14 protein-coding genes and 2 tRNA genes are annotated in these 21,649 nt (G+C 63.4%); 7 read left to right on the forward strand and 9 right to left on the reverse strand.

Features of this window, described 5'->3' with window-relative positions; genetic code table 11:
- Positions 1-234 precede the first annotated feature (234 nt).
- Both KA354_09290 and KA354_09295 read right to left on the reverse strand, forming a co-directional pair.
- On the reverse strand, positions 235-1,524 hold the full coding sequence (locus KA354_09290) for a neutral/alkaline non-lysosomal ceramidase N-terminal domain-containing protein (GenBank protein MBP7934825.1): 1,290 nt from the start codon (positions 1,522-1,524) through the stop codon (positions 235-237).
- A gap of 199 nt (positions 1,525-1,723) precedes the next feature.
- Positions 1,724-2,722 carry a sugar phosphate isomerase/epimerase gene (locus KA354_09295; protein ID MBP7934826.1) on the reverse strand — a complete coding sequence of 333 codons (999 nt, stop codon included), beginning with the start codon at positions 2,720-2,722 and terminating at the stop codon, positions 1,724-1,726.
- A gap of 184 nt (positions 2,723-2,906) precedes the next feature.
- Here KA354_09295 and KA354_09300 point away from each other — a divergent pair, with 184 nt between their 5' ends.
- Positions 2,907-4,619: an AarF/ABC1/UbiB kinase family protein gene (locus KA354_09300; GenBank protein ID MBP7934827.1), complete on the forward strand. Its 1,713-nt coding sequence runs from the start codon at positions 2,907-2,909 to the stop codon at positions 4,617-4,619.
- 55 nt (positions 4,620-4,674) lie between these two features.
- On the opposite strand, the gene KA354_09305 is transcribed toward KA354_09300, so the two are convergent.
- From KA354_09305 to KA354_09315, 3 genes are read right to left on the reverse strand one after another with little or no spacing between them, the layout of a single operon-like run.
- Positions 4,675-5,478, reverse strand: a complete 804-nt coding sequence (locus tag KA354_09305) for a SagB/ThcOx family dehydrogenase (protein ID MBP7934828.1) — start codon at positions 5,476-5,478, stop codon at positions 4,675-4,677.
- A gap of 14 nt (positions 5,479-5,492) precedes the next feature.
- Entirely contained in the window at positions 5,493-7,805 is a 2,313-nt protein-coding gene (locus tag KA354_09310; protein ID MBP7934829.1) for a TOMM precursor leader peptide-binding protein, read from the reverse strand.
- A gap of 27 nt (positions 7,806-7,832) precedes the next feature.
- Positions 7,833-8,834, reverse strand: coding sequence for a hypothetical protein (locus KA354_09315; GenBank protein ID MBP7934830.1), 1,002 nt, complete (start codon positions 8,832-8,834; stop codon positions 7,833-7,835).
- 165 nt (positions 8,835-8,999) lie between these two features.
- Here KA354_09315 and KA354_09320 point away from each other — a divergent pair, with 165 nt between their 5' ends.
- From KA354_09320 to KA354_09330, 3 genes are all read left to right on the forward strand, one after another.
- On the forward strand, positions 9,000-9,236 hold the full coding sequence (locus KA354_09320) for a hypothetical protein (protein ID MBP7934831.1): 237 nt from the start codon (positions 9,000-9,002) through the stop codon (positions 9,234-9,236).
- Positions 9,237-9,912: 676 nt separating this feature from the next.
- Entirely contained in the window at positions 9,913-10,986 is a 1,074-nt protein-coding gene (gene queA / locus KA354_09325; GenBank protein ID MBP7934832.1) for a tRNA preQ1(34) S-adenosylmethionine ribosyltransferase-isomerase QueA, read from the forward strand.
- Between the two features lie 28 nt (positions 10,987-11,014).
- Positions 11,015-12,433 (forward strand): RtcB family protein, encoded by a 1,419-nt coding sequence (locus KA354_09330; GenBank protein MBP7934833.1) that lies wholly within the window; start codon positions 11,015-11,017, stop codon positions 12,431-12,433.
- A gap of 87 nt (positions 12,434-12,520) precedes the next feature.
- On the opposite strand, the gene KA354_09335 is transcribed toward KA354_09330, so the two are convergent.
- The 3 genes from KA354_09335 to KA354_09345 form a co-directional block, all read right to left on the reverse strand.
- Positions 12,521-13,309 carry a hypothetical protein gene (locus tag KA354_09335; GenBank protein MBP7934834.1) on the reverse strand — a complete coding sequence of 263 codons (789 nt, stop codon included), beginning with the start codon at positions 13,307-13,309 and terminating at the stop codon, positions 12,521-12,523.
- Between the two features lie 75 nt (positions 13,310-13,384).
- A complete protein-coding gene (locus KA354_09340) occupies positions 13,385-14,005 on the reverse strand; it encodes a methyltransferase domain-containing protein (protein MBP7934835.1) in 621 nt (206 codons plus the stop codon).
- Positions 14,006-14,085: 80 nt separating this feature from the next.
- Positions 14,086-14,159, reverse strand: a tRNA-Arg gene (locus KA354_09345).
- 975 nt (positions 14,160-15,134) lie between these two features.
- On the opposite strand from KA354_09345, the gene KA354_09350 reads away from it, so the two are divergent.
- A tRNA-Thr gene (locus KA354_09350) sits at positions 15,135-15,206 on the forward strand.
- Positions 15,207-15,561: 355 nt separating this feature from the next.
- Complete coding sequence (locus KA354_09355; GenBank protein MBP7934836.1) at positions 15,562-18,408, forward strand: glycoside hydrolase family 78 protein; 2,847 nt, start codon at positions 15,562-15,564, stop codon at positions 18,406-18,408.
- Positions 18,409-18,492: 84 nt separating this feature from the next.
- On the opposite strand, the gene KA354_09360 is transcribed toward KA354_09355, so the two are convergent.
- Complete coding sequence (locus KA354_09360) at positions 18,493-20,496, reverse strand: hypothetical protein (GenBank protein MBP7934837.1); 2,004 nt, start codon at positions 20,494-20,496, stop codon at positions 18,493-18,495.
- Positions 20,497-20,743: 247 nt separating this feature from the next.
- On the opposite strand from KA354_09360, the gene KA354_09365 reads away from it, so the two are divergent.
- Complete coding sequence (locus tag KA354_09365; protein MBP7934838.1) at positions 20,744-21,643, forward strand: aldo/keto reductase; 900 nt, start codon at positions 20,744-20,746, stop codon at positions 21,641-21,643.
- The last annotated feature ends 6 nt before the right edge of the window (positions 21,644-21,649 follow it).

Genomic DNA, 21,649 nt, shown 5'->3' on the forward strand with positions numbered 1-21,649 from the left:
GTTTGACCATGCCCCAGCGGCTGCGATACCTCGAAGAGGCTGCGCAAATGTAGTGAAGACTTTCAGAAGGAAACGGCCTTGGCGCTATCGCCAGGACCACTGACGCTGCCAAACTCAGTAACTTGGGTTAGATCCCAAGGCAGACAGTCCGCCCCACCCAACGCCAGGATCGGCAGACCGCAGAGCAACAGCCGCCGCTGAACGCTTCAACGGTCACTCATGCCACCTCTCTCTTCAACCATGTCGGACCAGGTCGGTCACGTGGTCACGAAGCCGCTCAAACTCTCCCCGCTCGACCGGCAAGCCTCCGTAGAAGACAAACGCACTCTCGATCTCATAACCGCCCTCGTCATACGCCGCCGACGGAGCCAGATACCCTGCATCCCCGTTGGCGTAGCCCACGACGTACAACCTCCAACCGAGACGTGAACGCAAGTCATCGGCCATGACCGAGAACACCTCGGCGCCAAGACACACCCACGTCGCCTCGCCGAACCGCAGAATCTGCACATCCACGGGGATCCGCGGGCACCAATCCGGCTGGGCGACCCGGGCGATCATCCTCCGCTCCCACAGGTCAACCGCCTCCCGGTAACGATCGGCCACATAGCCGGTCTCCTGGGCATAGACCAGGCGAAGCCTGGCGGCATGATCTCTGATCTGGCCCGCATCGAAGGGCTGAAGTCGGACATCGAACTGCGAGAGGACACTGTGAAGCCGCGGCTGGGGTACCACCTCGGTCAGAGAGACCGCGGCTACGATGGCAGCCGCGATCTGGTCACCCCACCGCGCCATTTGCGCGAAGGTCGGCAGGTTGGCCGTGCGCTGGATGAACTCGCTGGTCACCGAGGGTGGATTCAGGTTGCCACAGGCGCCGTTGGTGACCAAAACCACCGGATTGCCCGGCAATCCTGTCGAGGCGGTGGCCGCCGCCCGCCCGGCCATGTCCGCGCTGATCGACCGGTTGTCCGCCCGCATGGCCACGTGGTGAATCGGGTAGTTGGCCAACACCCCCGCGAAGCTGCCATCCGCCCGCCGCCATGCGACAACGCCGAGGCGCGGATCGGCGTGGGCGCTGACCTTGCCACGGCGGTCCACGGCCAAGGTGCACCGCCCTTCTCCGACGAGCATCTCTGCCTGCTCGGGGGAGCATTGGGCACCCGCAGCTGCCTTCAGCATCTCACGGCCCAGCCGATCCACGTAGCCGGCATCGTAAGTGCCGGCATTGATCAGCGGTATCGTCGCCGGACCCGAATGGGTGTGAGTGGCGGAGAGGACGATCTCGTCGCGTCGCAGGCCAAAGCGAGCGGCCAGGGTCTGCTTGACCTCGGCCACAAGCTCGCGGGTGTAACCGATGAGATCAGCATGAAGCCAGAGCAGTCGCTGACCGCCGTCCTCCAGATACAGGGCCCGCACCGCCAGTCGATCGTGGATCTCCACCGAAGGCTGTACCCGAGCTAGAAAACCGGACAGCTCCAATCCCGGCTCGGGCGTAATATCAACGACTGATGTCCCGATCCTCATTCATACCATCCTGACCAACCAGGCAACCGCGATCTAACCAGAGTGTCGGGCCAAAGGGCGATCCGGTCAACACCACATCCAGAATGAACGTGCAGACTGCCCCGCTCCAGTCCTACGGCAGGCGTGCGGTCCGACAGAACTGTCTTCAAGAGGAAACCCCCAACGAGCGGGCTCCCGTCACCCCGGTGTTGAATGCCGCTCAAACTCTCGCGTACTGGCTCTTCACGTAGTCCCGAGCGCGGGCAACGTCCTTGAGCTGAAGATGCTCGATGACCAGGTCCAACTCCTTGTCCAGCGCGGCCAGATGCCGAAGATAGAGCGGATAGTCAAGAACGCCCTGCCCGGCAGCAGGCAAATCCGTTCCATCTGCCGCCGCCTTCACATCCTTGGCATGGGCCAGGACGGTCTGTTTGCCGACCCGCTTGAACATCTCGTCAAGCATCGGCTGCATCCGGGCAAGATCATCCTTGCGGTAATAGTTGCACGGATCCATGGTCAGCTTCAAGGAAGGAGACGGCACATCCTTGAAAAGCCGCTCCGCCCGCTCGATCGAGTCGATGACGTTCCGCCAGTAGACTTCGATGGCCACAATGGCTCCGGTCTTCTCGGCCATGCGGGCCAGCCGAGCGAAGGCATCCCGGCAGGCAAGGTAGCCCTTCTCCGTGTAGTTGTCCGGGTGATCGCTGAACTCCGACTGCGGATTAAACGAACCTGTCTCGGTTGAGATGATCGGCTGGCCAAAACGCTTCCAGTTCTTGAGCAGACACTCCATGCGCTGCTCACCATGACGACGACGCTCTGTCACGGGGTCGATGACATTGTAGTAGCCGAAAAGGCCCGCCACCCGGATCCCCTGCTTGTCCAGCGCGGTCATCATCTTCCTGGCAGCATCCCAGTCAGGCTTGGCTGCGTCGAACTGGACGTCGGCGAACTGACCTTCGAGTACTACGCTGGCGAATCCGTCCTCCCGGATTCGGCGGGCCGCTTCATCGACGGGGAAGCTCGCATAGACGCTCGACATGATCCCCAGTTTGAGATTCCGGGCGGCTTTCGTCTTCAGGTCCGGCCTGGGCGGCGTCTCCAATGGCCCGTCGCCCAGGAGCGTGCAACCCTGTCCCGCCAGGACCGCCGCCCCAGCACCGGCCGCCTTCAACCACGCCCGCCGGGTCATGCTCACCTTTGCTCCTGTTCGCTCCATGTGCCACCTCGTAGTCCGTGCCCGAAGAAGAGCGCCTACGCCCACTCCGTTGATCCTAACGCCGCGGTTCGCATCTGTCGAGTTGACGCTCCTTCTCCGTCCGCTATTCTAACGTCCTTCGGCGGATATGGGATCGGCGTTGGCCGGCCAGATCCGGTCCATCCGAAGACAGGCGGTGGAACCCGTGACTCTCAACCTCCCCAAGACCGTCCGAAGCATCCGCCGCGTTCAGACCATCGCCGGTGTGCTGAGCCGGCACGGCTTCGGGCACCTGATCGACCGGTTGCACCTGGGGCGATATGTTCCCCTGCCCAAGCGATGGCGAGAAGTGATCGCACCGCCATCCGACAGGGCCGTCGACGTCAATCTCGGGCGGCGGATCGCCCGGGTGTTCGAGGAACTGGGCCCCACCTTCATCAAACTTGGCCAGATGATGTCCACCCGACCGGACGTTTTTCCGGCCGACATCATCAAGGAACTCATCGCCCTCCAAGACCGTGTACCACCCTTCAGCACGGATGAGGCCAAGCACACCATCGCCTCCAACCTCGGCAGCCCCCTTGAGGAGTGCTTCGCCACCTTCGATGATGTCCCCTTCGCCAGCGGCTCCATTGCCCAGGTTCATCGAGCTACCACCCGCCCTACCGAGGATCGGCCAAGCGAGCGGGTCGTGGTCAAGGTCAAGCGGCCGGATATCGAGGATATCGTCCGCCTAGACATGACCATCCTCCGGTGGATCGCCGACCTGACCGAGCGAATGCTGCCCGAGCTGCACATCTATCACCCGTCGCTGATCGTGGACGAGTTCGAACGAACGCTTCTTCGGGAAATGGACTTCGTCAACGAAGCGGCAACCATGGCTCGCTTCGGCGAGTCCTTCGAGGGTGACCCCGGCCTCCACATCCCCAAGGTCTACTGGGACCTGACCGGTCCCGGTGTACTGACCCTCGAAGAGATACGCGGGGTCAGCGCCCAGAAGTTGATCGATCAACCCGACCCAAAAGTCAACGCCAAGGCCGTGGCCGCTCAGCTGGCCCAGGCGTTCGTCCGCCAGTTTTTCGAGATCGGCCTGTTTCACGCCGACCCCCATCCGGGCAATTTGCTCATCGAGCCCCCCGCCCGGATCGGGCTGATTGACTTCGGCCTCACCGGCCGGATCGACGAGGAACGACTCAGCCAGCTGGTTGTCGCCCTCATCGCCGCGTTCAACCGAGAACCGGAGATCGTGGTTGAAGTCCTGGCCGACATGGACGCCCTAGGCGAGAGCACCGACCGGCAGGCGCTGCGGCATGATTTCCTGCAGCTCATCGAGAAGTACTACGGCCTGCCGCTGCACCGCTTCGATCCGCAAACGCTCTTCTTCGAGATCACCAGCCTGATCCGCCGCCACGAAGTGAGCCTGCCACGCGAATTCGTCATGTTCGGCAAGGCTCTGGTAGCCATCGGCGGCGTATGCCTGCAGTTCGACCCGCAGCTCGACCTGCTCAGCCTTGTCCAGCCCAAGCTCACCGCCCTGCTGGCCAACCGCTTCCGGCCGTCCCGGTTGCTCAAATCGGCAGCGGTCTCAACCTGGCACATGGCCCACATCGTCAAGACCGCCCCCGGCCAGCTCCGCGACATCTCCCGGCGTCTGGCCCGCGGCAAGTGGCAAGTGAATATCCGCCACCAGAACCTGGACATGCTCGCCCAGGAGTTAGACCGGTCCAGCAACCGGCTGTCGTTCTCGGTAGTCATTGCCGCGATCATCGTCGGGAGCTCCTGGGTCGTGACCACTCCGGCGACGACCAAAGTCTTCGGTATTCCCCTGCCGGCTCTCGGCTTTACCGGCTACCTTGTCGCCGGCATCATGGGACTCGGCTTGGTGGTCGCGATGCTCCGCAGCGGCAAGCTGTCCTGACGCCGTACCCGCCCTGGTTCCACGCCCCGTGGGACGCTCCGCGCCGAGATGCTCCTCAGCGGCCAACGACAATCAGATAGACCAAGTGTTGCTCCCGCGTGTTGCAGCCGAAAACGCCTGCCACTTCCTCGTCGATGAACCCGCCGACGGGCACAGCCGCAAGTCCCAGGGCGGTGCTGGTCAGCAGCAAATTCTGGGCCGCGTGGCCGGCCTCCAGCAGCGCGAAGCGGTAGCCGCGATCCCCGTACTTCACAATCAGCCGCCGCCAATCGGCGACAAACCCGATCACCGCCCCGCAGCCTGCGACCAGATCGCCGTGGAGGGAGACCCGCCCGAGATGCTCGACCGGCACGCCTTCAGCAAGTCGTTCGAGGCAGTGATCCATGGTCTGGTATCGATAGATGCCTCTGCCAAGACCGCCCACGTTCAGGGCCGCCAGCCGATACTCCAGGGGAAACAGGGCCCCCGCCGAAGGTGCGGCCCGACGCGGCCAAGGGATGCCGTCCGCATCCGCGTTCGGCCGAGAAGTGACCCCGGCCGTATTCAGCAGCAACCGCGACAGCACGGTCATGCCCAGCGGCCGACCGGTGAACCGCCGGATCGTGCGTCGGCATCGGATCAGCCGGTCAAGTCCCCACCATCCTCGTTGCCGCGGCAGAGCGATCTGCGGGGCGGCCGGACTGATACTGATCTGCGGGTAGAGTTCCTCCATCGCCGCGGTCGCCTGGCTGAGCCGCTCCTCGAACTCCAAGAGGTTGGCCGCGGTGAGGCTCGTGTTCTGGTGATACATACGAGCCAACTCGCCATCCGCATGACGTTCCAGCTCGGCACCCCCGCGGTGATCGTCAGTTGAAGACATCGCGATAGCCCCTTCTACGGGTAGGGATGTGGCCATGGATTCCGCCGCTTCGCTCGAGTCGTGCACCAGGCGAAGACGCGCTCCGGCTGATCCTGCCGCTGGCCGCCAAGGAACGGCAGCAGATGATCCCCGTGCAGCAGCTGCGTGCCGGGTACCAGGACACGCACCACGCGTAGCCCGGCGGAGCCCACATCCGGCGTGGTCAGGTCAGACCAGCAAGCCCTCAAGCCGACGGACTCAATCCGGTTCACAATCGCCTCGATGGCGGCAGCACCCGTCAATCCCGGCTGGTCAAACCGGTCCAGGTCCGCCGACAGGCGGGTACTCACGAGGCGGAAGAGGTGGCGGCAGAGACGTGGCCTCCGCGTGTAGAACTGGGCGTGATCTTCAAAAGTGCGCACGTCCAAGCCGTCGCGGCGGTAGCGGATGCCCGGTCGACGGCGCAGCTCTTCGCGAATGTACTTACGGCCCATTCCGGCCTCGATCAGCGCCTTCAGCACCGCGGTGCGGGCATCCGGGTGAGTGGCGGCCCCGAAAGAGATGACATCTCCGTCTTCGGATGGGCCTCGCGAAACCACCGCGTAGGTAGGAACGCCCGTGTCCGGCGTGAGGTCCGCGATGCGGTAGTCGATCCGCGGCCACAGGAGACAATCCTCCAGGATCTCCCTGTGCCACCTGCACTGGTCGGAAGCCAGATCAACCTGCGGAGCCGATAGCCCGTTCCGCCATGCGACGACGAAGGCATCCCGCTCGATGACCTCGCAAAGTGCGGAGAGAATCGCCGCCTCCGCGGTGGGTCCGGCGGCCAGGCCGGTGGATGTGGCCACGGCCAGAGGAGAACGCTTCTGACGCGGCGGAAATCCCAGATACACCAGGTCTGCGGGAAGCCAGGCGAGACGATGATCGCCCCAGCGCCCACCACTCAGCCAGGACCCTTCTACCCAGTCGGTCAGCGTGTCGCGGCGAAAAGGGTCAAAAGGGAACTCGGGCAGGCGATACTGAGCGCCGGAGTACAGGGCGACGCTTTCCGGATCGACAGCCGCGGAACCATCGAAGTCAGACCACTTGCAGGTCTTCACACTCTCCTCGCTCGGCGGCAGACCTGCACAATACCGTTCGGCAGCCTCGCCGACGGCCGCACGCCAGGCATCGCTCGCCGTGAGTCCACCTCCACCACCGCCCGGTGACACCGACCATCCTCCCAGGGATCGGAGGTCCGCCACCTCCGCAGTGACGACGAATAGCCGCGGGTCGTCCCAACGGCCGGGGACCTCACGTGCTCCCCGGATGATCCCGCAACGGCGAGCCACCAGCAGATCCTGCCATTCCTGCAGCCCGGCTCCCGGTTTGAACAAGGCTGCATCCTGGAACCTGCGTTCCGGTGGTGAACGAGATGCCGGTGGCCCTCCGCAAGACGAGCAGCTGGGCACCGAAAGCACGGCCTCACTGTTCGTGGCATAGGTCCGCAAGTCCACAACCAGAAGCCGCCCCAGGCATCGGCAGGGCTGGTGGCCAAACAGGTAGCGAAGGATCTCCGCGACTGCCAGGTTGACAATGATCTTCCTGATCCAGGACGGCGGAGCGACCACGATGGCCCGATCGTCAGGCAGCGTCGTCAACTCGTCCGCCGCCGTTGACGATGCCGCTCCGAGACTGCGGCGATTGCTGTTGAGTCGCTGCTGAAAGCACGCCCAGCAGGCGGTCTGGCCGGGCACGAACAACGGACCGATCCATCCCGTATCCAAATCACCACTCAACCACATCCAGCTCCGATGATGCCGGATCGCCTGATCGTTCAGGTCATGCCAATCACGCGTTCCCGGTCCGTCCTCGACAGCCACATGCAAACCATGCGTGGTCTCGGCGTCCGCGTCAGTCCATCCTCCCGCGTAATCGCTGGTCAGCCCCGTTTCCTTGACTGCCGTTTGGAGATCAGACGCGATCGATCCCTTTCCGACCACACGAATGGGACACGCGGCGCGAACCTGGCGAATCTGCTCTGACCCGATGCCCCATCGAGACAAGCACCTGGCGAGCATCTCCACATCCCAATCCCGCTGCTCACCAGGCTCTGAAGCCGCGATCTCAACGACGCCTTCTGCGATGAGTTCATTCAGCGCCCGGCGCACCTCTTCCTCACTAAGCCCATTCGGCATCAAATCGCGAACCTCGGCACTCGTTCGCGCTCGAGTCAGCGACTCGATGACACCACTGAGCCACGGAGGACCTTCCAGCGTCCATCGGCGCATTCCACCGTCTCTGGCTACCCACCGACCGTCTCGGACCGGCAGAAGAGTCAGATGCGGTTTGAGGCGATACCGTGGCATGACCCTACTCAAACTACAAACCACCCGCTAGAGGAAGGCGGCGATGGTCACTCCCAGGCATGAGCCTACCAACGCCCCCCCGACCGGACCTGTCGAGACCGGGTGCCAGAGCGTCACCGGAAAAGGCACGTAGGCCCGAGCTCGACGGACTTGAGACTCATCGAATTCCCGCCCACATTCCGGACAGCGTGGCTCCGGAAGGCCGGTCAGGTTGTAGCCACAACTGAGACACACCATGGGCTGGTCCTCAGGAACCACAACCGTCGACGGAGAGCTCCTGTGGCTCAAAATGCCCAACACAAGCCAGATCGCGGCGCCCGCGAGCATCGAGCCACCCATCCAGAGTATGTCCGGCCAGGAGTTGTTGTCCCACAGAACAGTTCCCATGATGGCGGCCATCCCACAAGCCAGGCTGTCCGACGCGACCGCCAGCGCTGTCCACGATCGCCACCGCGTAGGCCTGGTTGCCCTGTTCTTCATCCTGCACCGCCGCAGGCTCAGTAGACCCCCGACCAGGCCCGCCGCGCCGGTCAGGATCCACGGATACCATACGGGTAATGTCTGCACCGCCAGGAGGGGGATGGCCGCGAAAGTCAGCGCGAGATTCGCACCCACCAGAACGCCCGTCAGTCGCCCGAAATGGGGCTCGGGATGAATGAAGCCATCGCGTTGCTCGAGTCGAGCCAGCTTGTGGGCAACGAGTCCCCCCGCCACGGCGGCTACGGGAAAAACCAGTGTCGAGACCATGCGAAACGGCGTGTTCAGGTTGAAGTCGTCAAGCACCGACACGGCGATGCTACCCAGCCCCACACTCAGCACGATGACAGCAAGGACCGACCGCATCAGCTTCAACGGTCGCCCATAGGCCTCGCGATACGGACGATCCGCGAGCAGCGCGTGCCAGGCCATTGGCAAGCTCAGACACAACGGCGCAAGACAGCCCGCAACGTACAGCAGGATGTTGTCCTCCCAGTCGAACCATAGGACCAGCGCGACCATTCCCTCGATCCCGCCCAGTAATAGTCCCATTCCGACGAGCCGAATCCACATCGGCCAGCTGGGACGATGCCGACCCGGAAGGTACCCGATCCCGAGCAACAACGGCGCCGCCAGCACGCCACATCCAGCGCCGACTGGCACTTGCAGGCAACACGTACAACAACAGCAGGCGACTTGATGGAGTCTGCTGGGTGAGTGTTCGAGGAAATCGCCGAGGCCTCGCCGAATGGTGAGGAGTCGAGGCTCCTCCTTCGAGGCTCGATGAGCAACAGGGTCGAGAAACATGAACGTTCCCGCTCGCCAGGCGCGTCAGGCGATGCAAATCTAACCATGGGACTCGAGATAGACAAGGTCGAACCGGACGAAAGGAAGAAGGAAAAACGTTGCCTACGCCAGAAAGTCGATGAGACCCCCGACGCCGCGCCAGAGTAGGACTCTCTGAGGTTCCATGAAGGAGATCTCATCTGCGATGGGGGCTGCAACTGGCGGCGGTGATTCGTTGGGCCACCACCGGCGAACTTCGTCGAGAAAGGCCGAGTGTGCCGGCCAGGGTTTCCAGGGCTCGACAGCCCAGACGCGGCCGTCCTGCGGGGCGCTGGGCCTACTGCCCCACCATGCCATGAGCCGCTGTGGGCAGGGAGCACCCACCTCGGGTCGCTTCGCCAAGCACCAATGAACGTACAACGGGGCGATCTGTGTCAATGGGTGCCCCGTCCACTCGCCCGCTCCAACTGGGCGTATCGGGGGTATCAAGGTGCGCTACTCCCCCCTCATGTGACTTCTTTCCTACCGGAAGCACCGAAGGGATCCCCGCTTGAGGCCGATCCCTCGCTCTCACAAGGCGGATTATCGGCAATCCATGTGCCGAAAACCCGCCTTCCAGTATTATGGACAGGACTGTCCCGATAAGCTTCGCGATGGCATGAGGTTGTCGAGCGGTGTTTTTCCGTCTCAGGCATCCGCCTGATATCCTGCATCCATCTCAGATGTTGACGAGGGGCAACACGTGCAAAGCCCCTGGACGGCCTAACTTTCTGCCTCAATAGCGGTTATCATCAGCGTCCGGAATCCGCCCCCTGTGGTTTTTCCAGGACATCGAGGAGCAGGCTTGTTCACGCGCGAGTTGCAGTACGACTTGCCACCCGAGCTCATTGCCCAGCAACCGACGGCTCAGCGCGGCGTCAGCCGGCTGTTGGTGCTTGACCAGCGAAGTGGCCGGTGTCGTCATGAGACGTTCAGCCGGCTGCCCGATATGCTTCCCTCGGGTGCGCTGCTGGTGCTCAACGACACTCGTGTTCTGCCCGCGCGACTCAAGATGCATCGCCGAACCGGCGGACGCGTTGAGGGGCTTTACATCCGCGACGTGTCCCCCGGCGTCTGGGAGATGATGGTCACCGGAGCCGGGCGGCTCCGAGCCGAGGAGGAGCTGTTCGTCGACGGCAGCGGGCAGCGCCTTCGGCTTCTCGACCGGATGGATCGAGGCACATGGCAGGTTCGGCCTGAACCACCCGGCGAAGCGGGGACCATACTCGAACGCGACGGCTTCATGCCCCTGCCGCCCTACATCCAGCGTCGTGGGAAGATCTCGGCCGATCAGGCGGCTCTTGACGCCGAGCGGTATCAGACCGTTTATGCCTGCCGGTTGGGAGCGGTGGCGGCCCCGACGGCCGGCCTGCATTTCACCCCGGAGCTGCTCGAGCGGCTGCGGACGGGGGGCTTCGAGATCGTCTCTGTCACGCTGCACGTGGGGATGGGAACGTTCGCGCCGATCCGCGTCGAGAACCTGGCCGACCACCCCATGCACGCCGAGTGGTATGATTGTCCGGCATCGACCGCCGCGATCATCAACCGAGCTCATCGCGAGGGCCGGCCGATCATCAGCGTGGGCACCACATCCGTGCGGGTGCTGGAGACCTGTGCCGCTGAGGACGGGACGGTTCAAGCGGGCACCGGTTGGACGCGGATCTACATTTACCCGCCCCGAACGTTCAGAGTCGTGACGGGTATGATCACCAACTTCCACCTCCCCGGCAGTACGCTGCTCGCCCTGTTGTTCGCCTTCGCAGGACGCGAGCACGTCCTTGCCGCCTACAATGAGGCGATTCGCGAACGGTATCGCTTCTACAGCTACGGCGACGCGATGCTGGTCTACCCTGACGCCGTAGGGGGCGGGAAGCGATGAATGGGACACCTGAAGCGAGACGGTCAACATGAAGGCTCGTGAACTGCTCAAGCTAGGATACCCCCAGGGCCGGATTCTCGGCATGGCTCGGGCCGCGGCTGGGGCGGCTCGCGTGTCTGGCAAGACGACCCGCCAGGTACGGTCCATTCTGGAGCTACTTCTGCGTGAGCCGGCCCACTTCTCTGAGGATCCGGTTTTTGGGGCTCTGGCGGCGGAGGTCGTTGCCCAGGGCATTCAACCGAAGACGCTGCCAACGCCCTTTTCCATGATTGACTACCGCCGTCCGGAGGATCTGACGTACAAAGTCTGGGGCCAGGACATCGACGTCGCTGCCCATCAGCAGATGCGTAACGCATGCCGGCTGCCGATCTCGGTGGCCGGAGCCCTGATGCCGGACGCCCACGTCGGCTACGGCCTGCCGATCGGCGGTGTGCTAGCGACCGAGAACGCGGTGATTCCCTACGCGGTAGGCGTGGACATTGCCTGCCGCATGATGATGACCGTATTCAACCTGCCGCCGGATCAGTTGACGGAGGACTCGTCCCGGTTCGCGGGCATTCTGGAGGAGAACACGCGTTTTGGTGTCGGGGCGGAGTGGCGGCCGCGGCGTTACCACCCGGTCATGGACGAAGATTGGCGCATCAGTTCGACTACCGCTCACGTCAAAGACCTCGCCCACAGGCAGCTCGGGACCTCCGGTTCCGGGAATCACTTTGTCGAGTTTGGTGAGCTCTTGCTCAAGGAGTCTGTCCGGGGCATTGAGCCCGGCCGGTACCTAGCCGTCCTGTCGCACAGCGGGAGTCGCGGCCCGGGGAACAAGGTGGCCACCCAGTTCAGTAAGTGGGCGATGAGCAAGCACCACCGCATGCCCAAGGAGCTTCGGCATCTCGCCTGGCTCGATCTGAACGGCGACGGGGCCGAGTACTGGGCGGCCATGGAGTTGATGGGCCGATACGCGTCCGCCAACCACCAGATCATTCATCGCCAGATGGTCGCGGCCGTGGGTGAGTCTCCGCTTCTGCAGATCGAGAACCACCACAACTTCGCCTGGCGGGAGAATCACGATGGCCGGGAGGTGATCGTCCACCGCAAGGGGGCGACACCGGCCGGCAGACGCATGCTGGGCATCATTCCGGGCTCGATGGCCTCCCCGGCTTACCTGGTTGAAGGGCTGGGCAACGCGTCCTCACTGAGTTCAGCCTCACACGGTGCCGGGCGGCGAATGTCCCGATCCGCGGCCTTCAAGCAGAACACCTGGCCGGAGGTGAAGAAGTACCTCGCCGACCGCGGCGTGATGCTCTTGTCGGCCGGGCTGGACGAGGCCCCCTGGGTCTACAAGGACATCGATGAAGTCATGGCCGCCCAGGAGGATCTGGTCCGCCCACTGGCCCGCTTCATGCCCCGGATCGTCAAGATGTCGCCGGCCGGGGAGCGGCCGGAGGACTGACCGCTGACCGGCGCCATCCGCCACACACGGCCGACAGCTTGCGAAGGCGAGGGACGCGCAGCCGGAAGCCGGGGCGCGGGGCGCGGCTCAGGGTATCCTGCCGACCGCCTCCGGGGAGGTGGCCGTGGCCAATGGCGGCAGGACCCTGTTGATCAGCTCTGCCCAGAGGCGATAACCGGGCTCGTTGAGATGTAGGCCGTCACGCGAGAGGTCCCTCCTCAGCTGTCCCTGTGTGTCGGCGAAGGGCATGTAAACGTCGATGAACGGGCACTTGAAGTCAGCCGCGATCTTCTCCAACCGTCTGTTGAAGTCCACGACGTATGGCGTGAGTGGGGAAAACCGGTCACGGGTGGGGAATAGGCCGACGACGACCAGAGGCACATCGGGCAGCCGGGCGCGGATCTCCTTGACGACCTTTCGATAGCACCTGTCGATCTCGTCCATCGAAGGCTTGCCGTTCCGCCACAGTTCGCCCAAATCGTTGACACCGTTCTCAAGAATGATGAAGCCGGGGTTACAGTCGAAGACGGAGCTGTCCAGACGATGCAGCACGCCGCGGTCTTCGATGCCGATCCGGTCGGATGCGATGCCGCGGTTTACGACTCGCCGGCCGGGAAGCAGCTTGGACGCGTCGAAGCCCTCGACGTGCGACGAGCCGACCATGACGATGTTCCTGGCGGCCGCGTTCTCTTGCCTGAATCGGGCCACCCGGTCGTGGTAGTGTCTGACCCACTTGTCTGCCGTCGGCGGTGGCTGGCTAGCCCGCGGGCTTGACTTTCTGTCATCGCTGGTCGCGGCCATGCCGGCCACGAGCACGGCGCCGATCACCATTCCCGCGGCGATAGTCCATTGCCATGTCGTGTTCGTCCGATTCACGAATGTGGTCTCCTGAACAGACCGTCTCCTTCTTGCCGACTACCGGTCATGGACGGCTGATACGGGGGTTGCGTCTCAGGGCCCGCTCTTCACTGCCACTGCCGTGTAGTAGTACCCACCCAGCCGCTGGGCGACCTGCAATCCGGGAGACAACTCCGCCAGCCTGGCCACGTAAGGGCGACACGGCTCCACATGGTGAAGCTGCATCCAGTTTCGCAACGCCCGTCCCGCCGGCCCCCATCCCTCGAAGGTTCCAAAGTCCAGGACGACCAGCCGCCCCCCCGGTCGCAAGTGCTCCCACGCCCGATCGATCGCTCCCTGCCAGTTGGCGATCATGGTCAGACTATACGCAAAGAGGATCGCGTCAAAGGCCCGCATGAGGCGAATCCGGCTGGCGTCGCCGGCTATCAGTGCGACGTTGCTCCATCGGTGTGATGTCACTCGTTGCCCTGCACGCCGGAGCATATCCACTGACAGATCGAGGCCGATGATGCGTCCGCCCCGCCGGGCATCAAGCCGTTGCTGAAGGCGGCCGAAATTGAGTCCTGTCCCGCAACCCACATCCAACGCCCAACCGTCGGCTGGAACTCCCAGCAACTCGACGGCCCGCGAACGACCGTGGAGGAACAACCACCGCGTCCAGTCGTACAGTGGGGCCTGGCGGCGATAGAAGCGTTGAACAGCGGACTCAGCCAAAGGACATCCTCTGATGATGGGTTGCTTCCACCGCGCGTGGCCGCCTTTGCCTCCCCCTGGCATCCCCGGTTTGTCTCCACCGCGCCCGGCAGGACTCGAACCTGCGACCGACGGATTAGAAATCCGTTGCTCTATCCGACTGAGCTACGGGCGCAACGCATCTCCATTTAAGCACTTGCGACGCGCGCCGGACACGCTGTGTACAACCGGACGCACACCCTGCTGCACGCACGTTGCTGGATCTCGCGGGGGATCCACGAACGACGAGCGCGGCGTGGGGATTTTAACTCCCTCCACCGGCTCGGGCAACGCTGCTGGTGGCCAAGTCTACACCGAGGACACGGGCTTCGGTGAGCAGTCAGCGAGCAACAGTCAGACACGATGAGCGATTCAAGATCAGCAGGAGGTGAGTGGGCCTCTGGCCGGGCAAGAAGCTGTTTGCGCCAAACGAACCCAAATTGCTACCTGCAGTCCGTAACCCATGTGTTCGTCGAGTTTTACGCGACCATTCGGATCCGTTCGTATCCTCCATCCTCGACGGGCCCGGGGTACGCCTGGGCCCCAGGTTGATCGACTGTCACGGCTTCAGGCTTCCCGTCTTTCCCTGTGGGCTTCGGCGGGAAGAGGCTTTGACAAGAGAACAACGCAGCGTACGTTCCGATGTGGGGCAAAGAAGGAACGGCTTGTGAAAGAACGATGAACTATGGCGGACTCCCGACGGAGGGGTGCTGCGGTTATCTCAGGCCTGATGGTGCTCCGGTCCGAGAAGCCGGCGATTGGGCTCGGGCCGTCGCCCGGTGCCGCGGTCATCCGTTGCCCGGCTGAGCTATCCAGCGTGTATGCGGACTTATGCGGCCGTAACGACATATTCAATAATGCCTTACATTAGTGTGCCCGAAGGCAGAGGTCATGCGACGCCGGTTGTGATTATTTGCACAGCGATTTGCCTTTCCTCGGTTTGAATCCTACAAATGATATGGAAGCTGTCGTGTCCCCTTTCAACGGCCCCGTCCTTCCGGTCAAACGGAGGGACGGGGTTATTTTGTGCCTTGTCAGGGGCTATTGTTCCAAGTAATCTACGTTGCTCGCGGCTGGCGGGGGGGTTGGTGCCGGCCGGGCGCGGGTCCGTGCCGATGTAGCTCAACGGTAGAGCACGGCTTTCGTAAAGCCGGGGTTGAGGGTTCGAATCCCTCCATCGGCTGTTCACCAGCCAGATTCCTCATCCGCATGTTCGGGGTCCCTTCTAGTCGTCAGTTGGGTGGGCACGGAGCCAGGGCAGGCTCGGTCGGGTCGGGCAATCGGGGGACCGTATCTGGAAGAGGGGATGCGGCCGCAGTGTCGGCGGATCACGTTTCGGGCGCTTCACAGGGCCGTCCGAGTTCGGTATGGTTCATTCCCGGCAGCCGGTCACGGGGCCGGCGGTCGCAACGCATCTCGTCCTCAGTCTGATGTGAGAGTCTGCAGACTGGACGAGGCCAGGAGATGCGAGCCACGTGGTGGGCTACACGCGGCTGCGACGGCACGATTTTCGTCCACATGAAGCGAGGAGGACGCCCATGCGATCGAAGGCGGTGTTGACCTGTTGTGGTACTCTTCTGCTAATCTCAGGAGCCACGGCCATGGCCGGTGTCAGGGTCGCCCACTTGCGTACCGAGTATCTGACCCACCCGCTCGGGATCGACGCGGTCCAACCGCGTCTGAGCTGGGTGTTGGAGTCCGACGAACGAGAGGTGCGGCAGGCCGCCTACCAGATTCTGGTTGCCGGGGCGAAGGATGAGCTTGGCGGTGACAAGGGGGGGCTGTGGGACAGTGGCAAGGTATTATCCGGCGACACTGCCCAGATTGTCTACGCTGGCGCGACGCTGAAATCGGGTCAGCAGGTTTTCTGGAAGGTTCGGGTTTGGACGGATGGCGACTTGCCTTCGTCGTGGAGCGAGGCGGGCTCATGGCGGATGGGACCTCTGGAGCCGGCGGCGTGGCAGGCGCAGTGGATTTCCGCGCCGGGGGTACTGCAAGGAGGCGATCCTCCGCCCGCTCTGCCGTCGCCCATGTTCCGCAAGGTTTTTTCGTTGAGCAAGCCGATGAAGCAGGCCCTGGTGACGGTTTCGTCGCTGGGTCTGTATGAGCTGCGGATCAACGGCCAGCGGGTAGGCGACGCCTTGCTGACGCCAGAATGGACGGACTTCAAGAAGCGGGTGCAGTATCAGACCTACGACGTGACCGCCCTGCTTACAGGCGGCCGGAACGTTGTCGGGGCCATGCTGGGCGATGGCTGGTATGCCGGGCGGATCGGCATCTCGCACGTCGACCCAGCTGGTCCGTTGCGTAACTTCTATGGCCGCAGGCTTCACCTAGCTGCCCAGATCGTGATCGAGTATCAGGACGGCAGCAGCGAGACGGTGATCACCGACGGCGCGTGGAAGGCGACGACGGAAGGTCCGATCATCAAGGCGTGCATTCTGGACGGGGAGGTCTACGACGCCCGCAAGGAGATGCCTGGGTGGGACAAGGATGGTTATGATGACTCTGGGTGGAAGCCGGTTGAGGTGCAGGATCGGATTGGCGCCCGGCTGGTCGCCCAGCCCAACGAGCCGGTTCGTGTGACGGAGGAGCTCGAGCCGGTGAAGATCACCGAGTCTCAGCCCGGCCGCTGGGTCGTTGATTTCGGTCAAGTTTTGGCCGGCTTTTGCCGTGCCGAGTTCAACGCCCCGGCTGGCACGACGATCACGCTGCGTCATGCCGAAGTGTTGAACCAAGACGGCAGCGTCTACCGCGACAATCTCCGCATGGCGGTTTACGAGGGTGACAAGAACCTCAAGTGGGGCAAGTATCTGGGCGCCCGGCAGGAGGACCAATACACCTCGCGCGGCGGTGCTGGCGTATTCGAGCCGCGTTTCACCTACCATGGCTTCCGCTACGTGGAAATCACGGGTCTGCCGTCCAAGGAGGCTCTTGTCTCGATCAAAGCTCGTGTGTTTCACTCCGCTCCGCCGGTCAGCGGCCGGTTCGAGTGTTCCAGTCCCCTGCTGAACAAGCTCATGAGCAACATCACGTGGACACTTCGGGACAACCTGCCGAGTGTTCCGACCGACTGTCCGCAGCGTGATGAGCGACTCGGCTGGATGGGTGACATGCTGGTTTTTGCCCAGCCGGCCTGTTACCTGATGGACATGGCCGGCTTCTTCACCAAGTGGTCGGCGGACATTCGGGACGCCCAGGCGAAGGACGGGCGATACCCGGATTTTGCCCCCCACCCGTTCGATCCTGACGCCCGGTTTTCCGGTGTTCCCGCCTGGGGTGACTGTGGTGTGGTCGTGCCCTGGCGCATGTATGTGAATTACGGGGACAAGCGTATCCTGGCCGAGCATTTCGACTCCGCTCGTCGCTGGGTGGACTGGATCCACTCGAACAATCCTGACCTGCTGTGGAAGAGCAAGCGGCACAACGATTACGGCGACTGGCTGAACGGCGACACCCTGGATCTGGCGAAGTTTGGTTTCCCGAAGGGTGGGAGCGAGGTGCCGAAGGAGACGTTTGCGACCGCCTTCTTCCAGCAGTCGGCCGCGATCGTCGCGAAGATGGCCACCGTCATTGGCAAGACGGAGGAAGCCGCGAGATACGCGAAGCTGGCCGAGGACATTCGCACAGCGTTCATCAAGGCCTACGTGAAGGAGGATGGCCGGATTGCCGGCAACACGCAGTCGTCGTATGCTCTGGCTCTCAACCTGGGTCTCCTACCGGAAGACAAGCGTGCAGCGGCCGTCGGTTACATGATCGAGCGGGTCAAGGCCTACAAGGACCACATTTCCACTGGCTTCCACACCTCGATCATGCTCATGAACGAGCTGACCCGGGCCGGGCGGAACGATGTCGCCTACATGTTGATCAACAATCGCACGATTCCGTCGTGGGGTTACACCATCGAGCAAGGGGCCACCACGATCTGGGAACGATGGGACGGCTACGTCGAGGGCCGCGGATTTCAGAACGCTGGCATGAACTCCTTTTGCCACTACGCGATCGGCTCGGTGGGCGAGTGGATGTACCGCACGATTTTGGGCATTCATCCTGACGAGAGTCACCCCGGCTATCGCCACTTTGAGCTCCGCCCGGTCCCCGGCGGAGGCCTGGCCTGGGCGAAAGGCAGCTACGATTCCATCTCCGGCAGGATTGCCAGCGAGTGGAAGCTGGACGGCGGCACGTTGACCCTGAAGGTCACGGTGCCGGCGAACACCACGGCCAGTCTCTACCTGCCGGCGGCTGTAGAGAGCGGGGTCACGGAGAGCGGCGAGCCGGTGGGCCGAGCCAGGGGGATCAAGGCGGTCCGCATGGAGAACGGCGTGCTTGCTTGCGAGTTGGGCTCGGGCACGTACACGTTCGTTTCGACGGGAGTCGGGCAGTAGCCACACGGTTGCGGCAGCGGGCGGCCGGTCATGCTAAGCAGGCCAAGAGGAGGGTGGAGGTTTGACGTTCTGAGTGGTACGGTCTCAGCCCCCGGATGCACGTTTGCGCGATGATCGCTTGGGTGCTTTGGGCGGCAAGGTAACGCCCCGGGCGGCCGCGGCCACATTCTGCTGAGCGGTTTCCCACCGCAAGCGGGCCGCAGTGACCTGAGCTTCGGCCTGCTGGCAGGCGGTGCGAGCCAGTTCGGCCTGAGCGAAGGCGTCGGCGAAATGGCGAGACGCGTCGAAGGCCTGATCCGTGGCCTGCTTCAGCTCGAGTGTCTTGGCGAGGGTCTGCTGCGATTGTTCATGGATGCGAGCGACGTTCTCGAACAGGTTGCCGAGGCGATCGATCTGCGATACCAAGGTGTTTTTCACCTCGTCCAACTGGCAGCGGAAGTTATCGGCGTCGACTCCCTCGGCGTGGGCAGGGGCCGGTGCCGGCGCAGCATCCTTTCCGGCTGGTGAGGCCTGCGGTGTTGCGAGCTGGCCGGGCGAGACGGTCATGTGAGGCTCGGTTTGGGCTAGGCAGCGGCTCTGCGGGGTGTTGCCTTGGGAAGCAGGAGCCTCCCGTTGCGAGGTCGCGGCAGCCGGTGAGGCCGGGAGCTGTTCCGCGGTGACGGCAGCCTGGGGCACCTCAGGGGTGAGCGCGGGCCCGGTTGCACTTGTCAGGGAAGCGGTTTCCGCCGCCATTGCGGCCATGCCGGCGTCTGGTGCAGGCGCAGGCTCCTGCAGGAGTGCGGCAAATGCCTGCGCTTGGACAGGGTCCTCTTCGCTTGTGCCCATCGATTCGAGCAGATCGGCCAGTGCATCGCCCTGAGCAGGTGCCGTTTCTGCAGTCTGCGTGCCAGGATCCGAAGATGGACCTGTGATTGATTCCTGGGTCGGCGCATTCTGGGTTGTGGCAGAGGTGATCGGGGCGGAGATCTCTTCAACGGCTGGGGAGAGGTCCGCGGCAGGTTTCCCGCCCGTTTCCGAGCTCGCGTTCAGGGCCTCAGCAAGGGTAGCGTCCAGGGCCGCATCCACTGCAGCTTCCGAGGTTTCAGAACCGGGAATCGGATCGCCAGCTGGGGTATCGACGACAGGAGCGGCGACGGACTCGGTTATCGGTTCGGGAGTGTCGGCCAAAGGCGTCATCATGTCGGCCATGGCGGCTGCAAGGTCTGCGTCGGCAGCGGCCGTCATGTCAGGCACACCGACGGTAGCGGCCACGCTGGAGGTCAGTGCGCCAAGTTCGTCGGCGGTTGTGGACAGGGACTCGGACAAGGCGGCGAGTTCATCCTGGACATCGCTGAATGCGCTGGCTGTCGTTTTCGCGGACTGGGCGGACGCCGCATCGGGGGGATTCTCCGTTGCAGGCGCCGTCGGTTCTCCCTGGGACGTTGCTGATTCAGCCACCGCGGCGAGCAAGTCCTGTCCGGCCTCGATCTGGGCAAGGAGATCTTCGGCGGCCGCGAGGTTTGTCTCGGCTGCCTGGGCAGCGGTCTCGGCCGGGGATGCGGCGTCGGGTACGCTCATAGGCAACGGCTCCATGGAGACACCCTCCAGGGGCTGGGGCCCAACCTCGTCTTGCTCGGCAGGCAGGTCCGCGTGATCCCCCGCATCGGCGGTTGCCTCGGCGAAGGCCTCGGCCAGTGCATCCGCGTCGGGCACTCCGGAGACCGAGATTTCCGCGGCCACATCCTGATGAAACTGATCGCTCTCGTTCTTGATCTCGTCCATGTCCAAAGCCCCAGTGAGAGTTGGGAAATCCGCGTCTATCTGGCGAGCCGCCATCAAGTTAGCCGGAGCCATGCCGTCGACCAGGATCGACCGCATGTCGGCGAGCTGGACGATGGCCGATCCTACGTCGCCCGTGCCCTCGGCGTGCAAGCGGCTCATGCGTTCATCGAGTGCCTGGAGGACGCGTTCGTTGGCCCCGGCGCCGAATCGCAACGTCAGCTCAAGCTCGGCGCGCAAGGTGAACAGTTCATCGGCATCGTGCACCGTTGCCGTTTGAACCTGCCCTGAGCGGACGATTCGGTACGTTCGTGGAAACGCTGCCATCATCTACATTCCCCATGAGTTATCGTCCGTCCGGTAAGCCGACCTGACTTAGCCCTCTCGTGAATCCAGGACGAAGAGGACCGGTATTATTGCCCTCTTTCTTATCGGGCGTGGGGGTTCTTTTGCGCTGAAGGGGACCTGTTCGCTTTCCTATCATGCTCCGATAAAATAGGCCGCTGGATGGTCCTTGCCTATCGGGCTGGTGCCTGGCGGCACGGGCCTGTGGATTGAGCTTCGGGAAGGTCCGCACATGAGAGCGATTGACCGACGCGAGTTTCTGGGTGCAGCGACGGCCGCAGCGGGCGCGGCTCTGACCGGCAGCGTCCAAGCCCTTCTGACTGACGCAGCTGCACCGGCGAATTCGCCCGGTTTCCTTCGAGCCTCGGATACTGTCCGGCTGGGCAAGACAGGCCTGAAGGCATCGCGTCTGGCGTTGGGAACGGGGACGAAGATCCTCATGCAGCGTGAGCTTGGCGCTGCGGCGATCGTCAGGCTGCTTCGCCATGGTCTGGATCGGGGCATCTGCTGGTGGGACACGGCCGACATGTACAAGATCCACCCCTACATGGGCACCGCCCTCAAGGAGATAGAGCGGGACCGAGTGGTCATCAACACCAAGACACTGGCCAGGGATGCGGCCACAGCGAAGGCCGACATCGAGCGGTTTCGCAAGGAGTTGGACACCGACTACATCGACATCGTTTTGCTGCACTGCCTGACGGACGGGCGCTGGCCGGAGAAGCTGCAAGGTCCCATGGATGCGCTCAGCGAGGCCAAGCGAAGGGGTCATGTAAGGCTGGTCGGCTGCTCGTGCCACTCACTGGATGCGCTGAAGGCTTCGGCGGCCAGTCCCTGGGTGGATATCCAGCTTGCGCGGGTCAATCCCTACGCAGTGATCATGGACATCCGCAAGGCCGATGAGGTCCCCATAGTGACCGGGGTTTTGGAGGAGATGCACAAGAACGGCAAGGTCGTGTATGGCATGAAGATTCTCGGCGAGGGGCAGTTCAAGGGCGACCGAATCGACCGCTCGCTCGAGTTTGGGCTGAGGCAGAGCTACCTGACCGGCTTCACCATCGGTTTCCGTTATCCTGAGGAAATCGACGACATCATCGCCCGCATCGATCGGTTGAAGGTTCCGAGGGTATAGCGGCCG

Source organism: Phycisphaerae bacterium, assembly GCA_018003015.1.
Lineage (GTDB): Bacteria > Planctomycetota > Phycisphaerae > UBA1845 > PWPN01 > JAGNEZ01.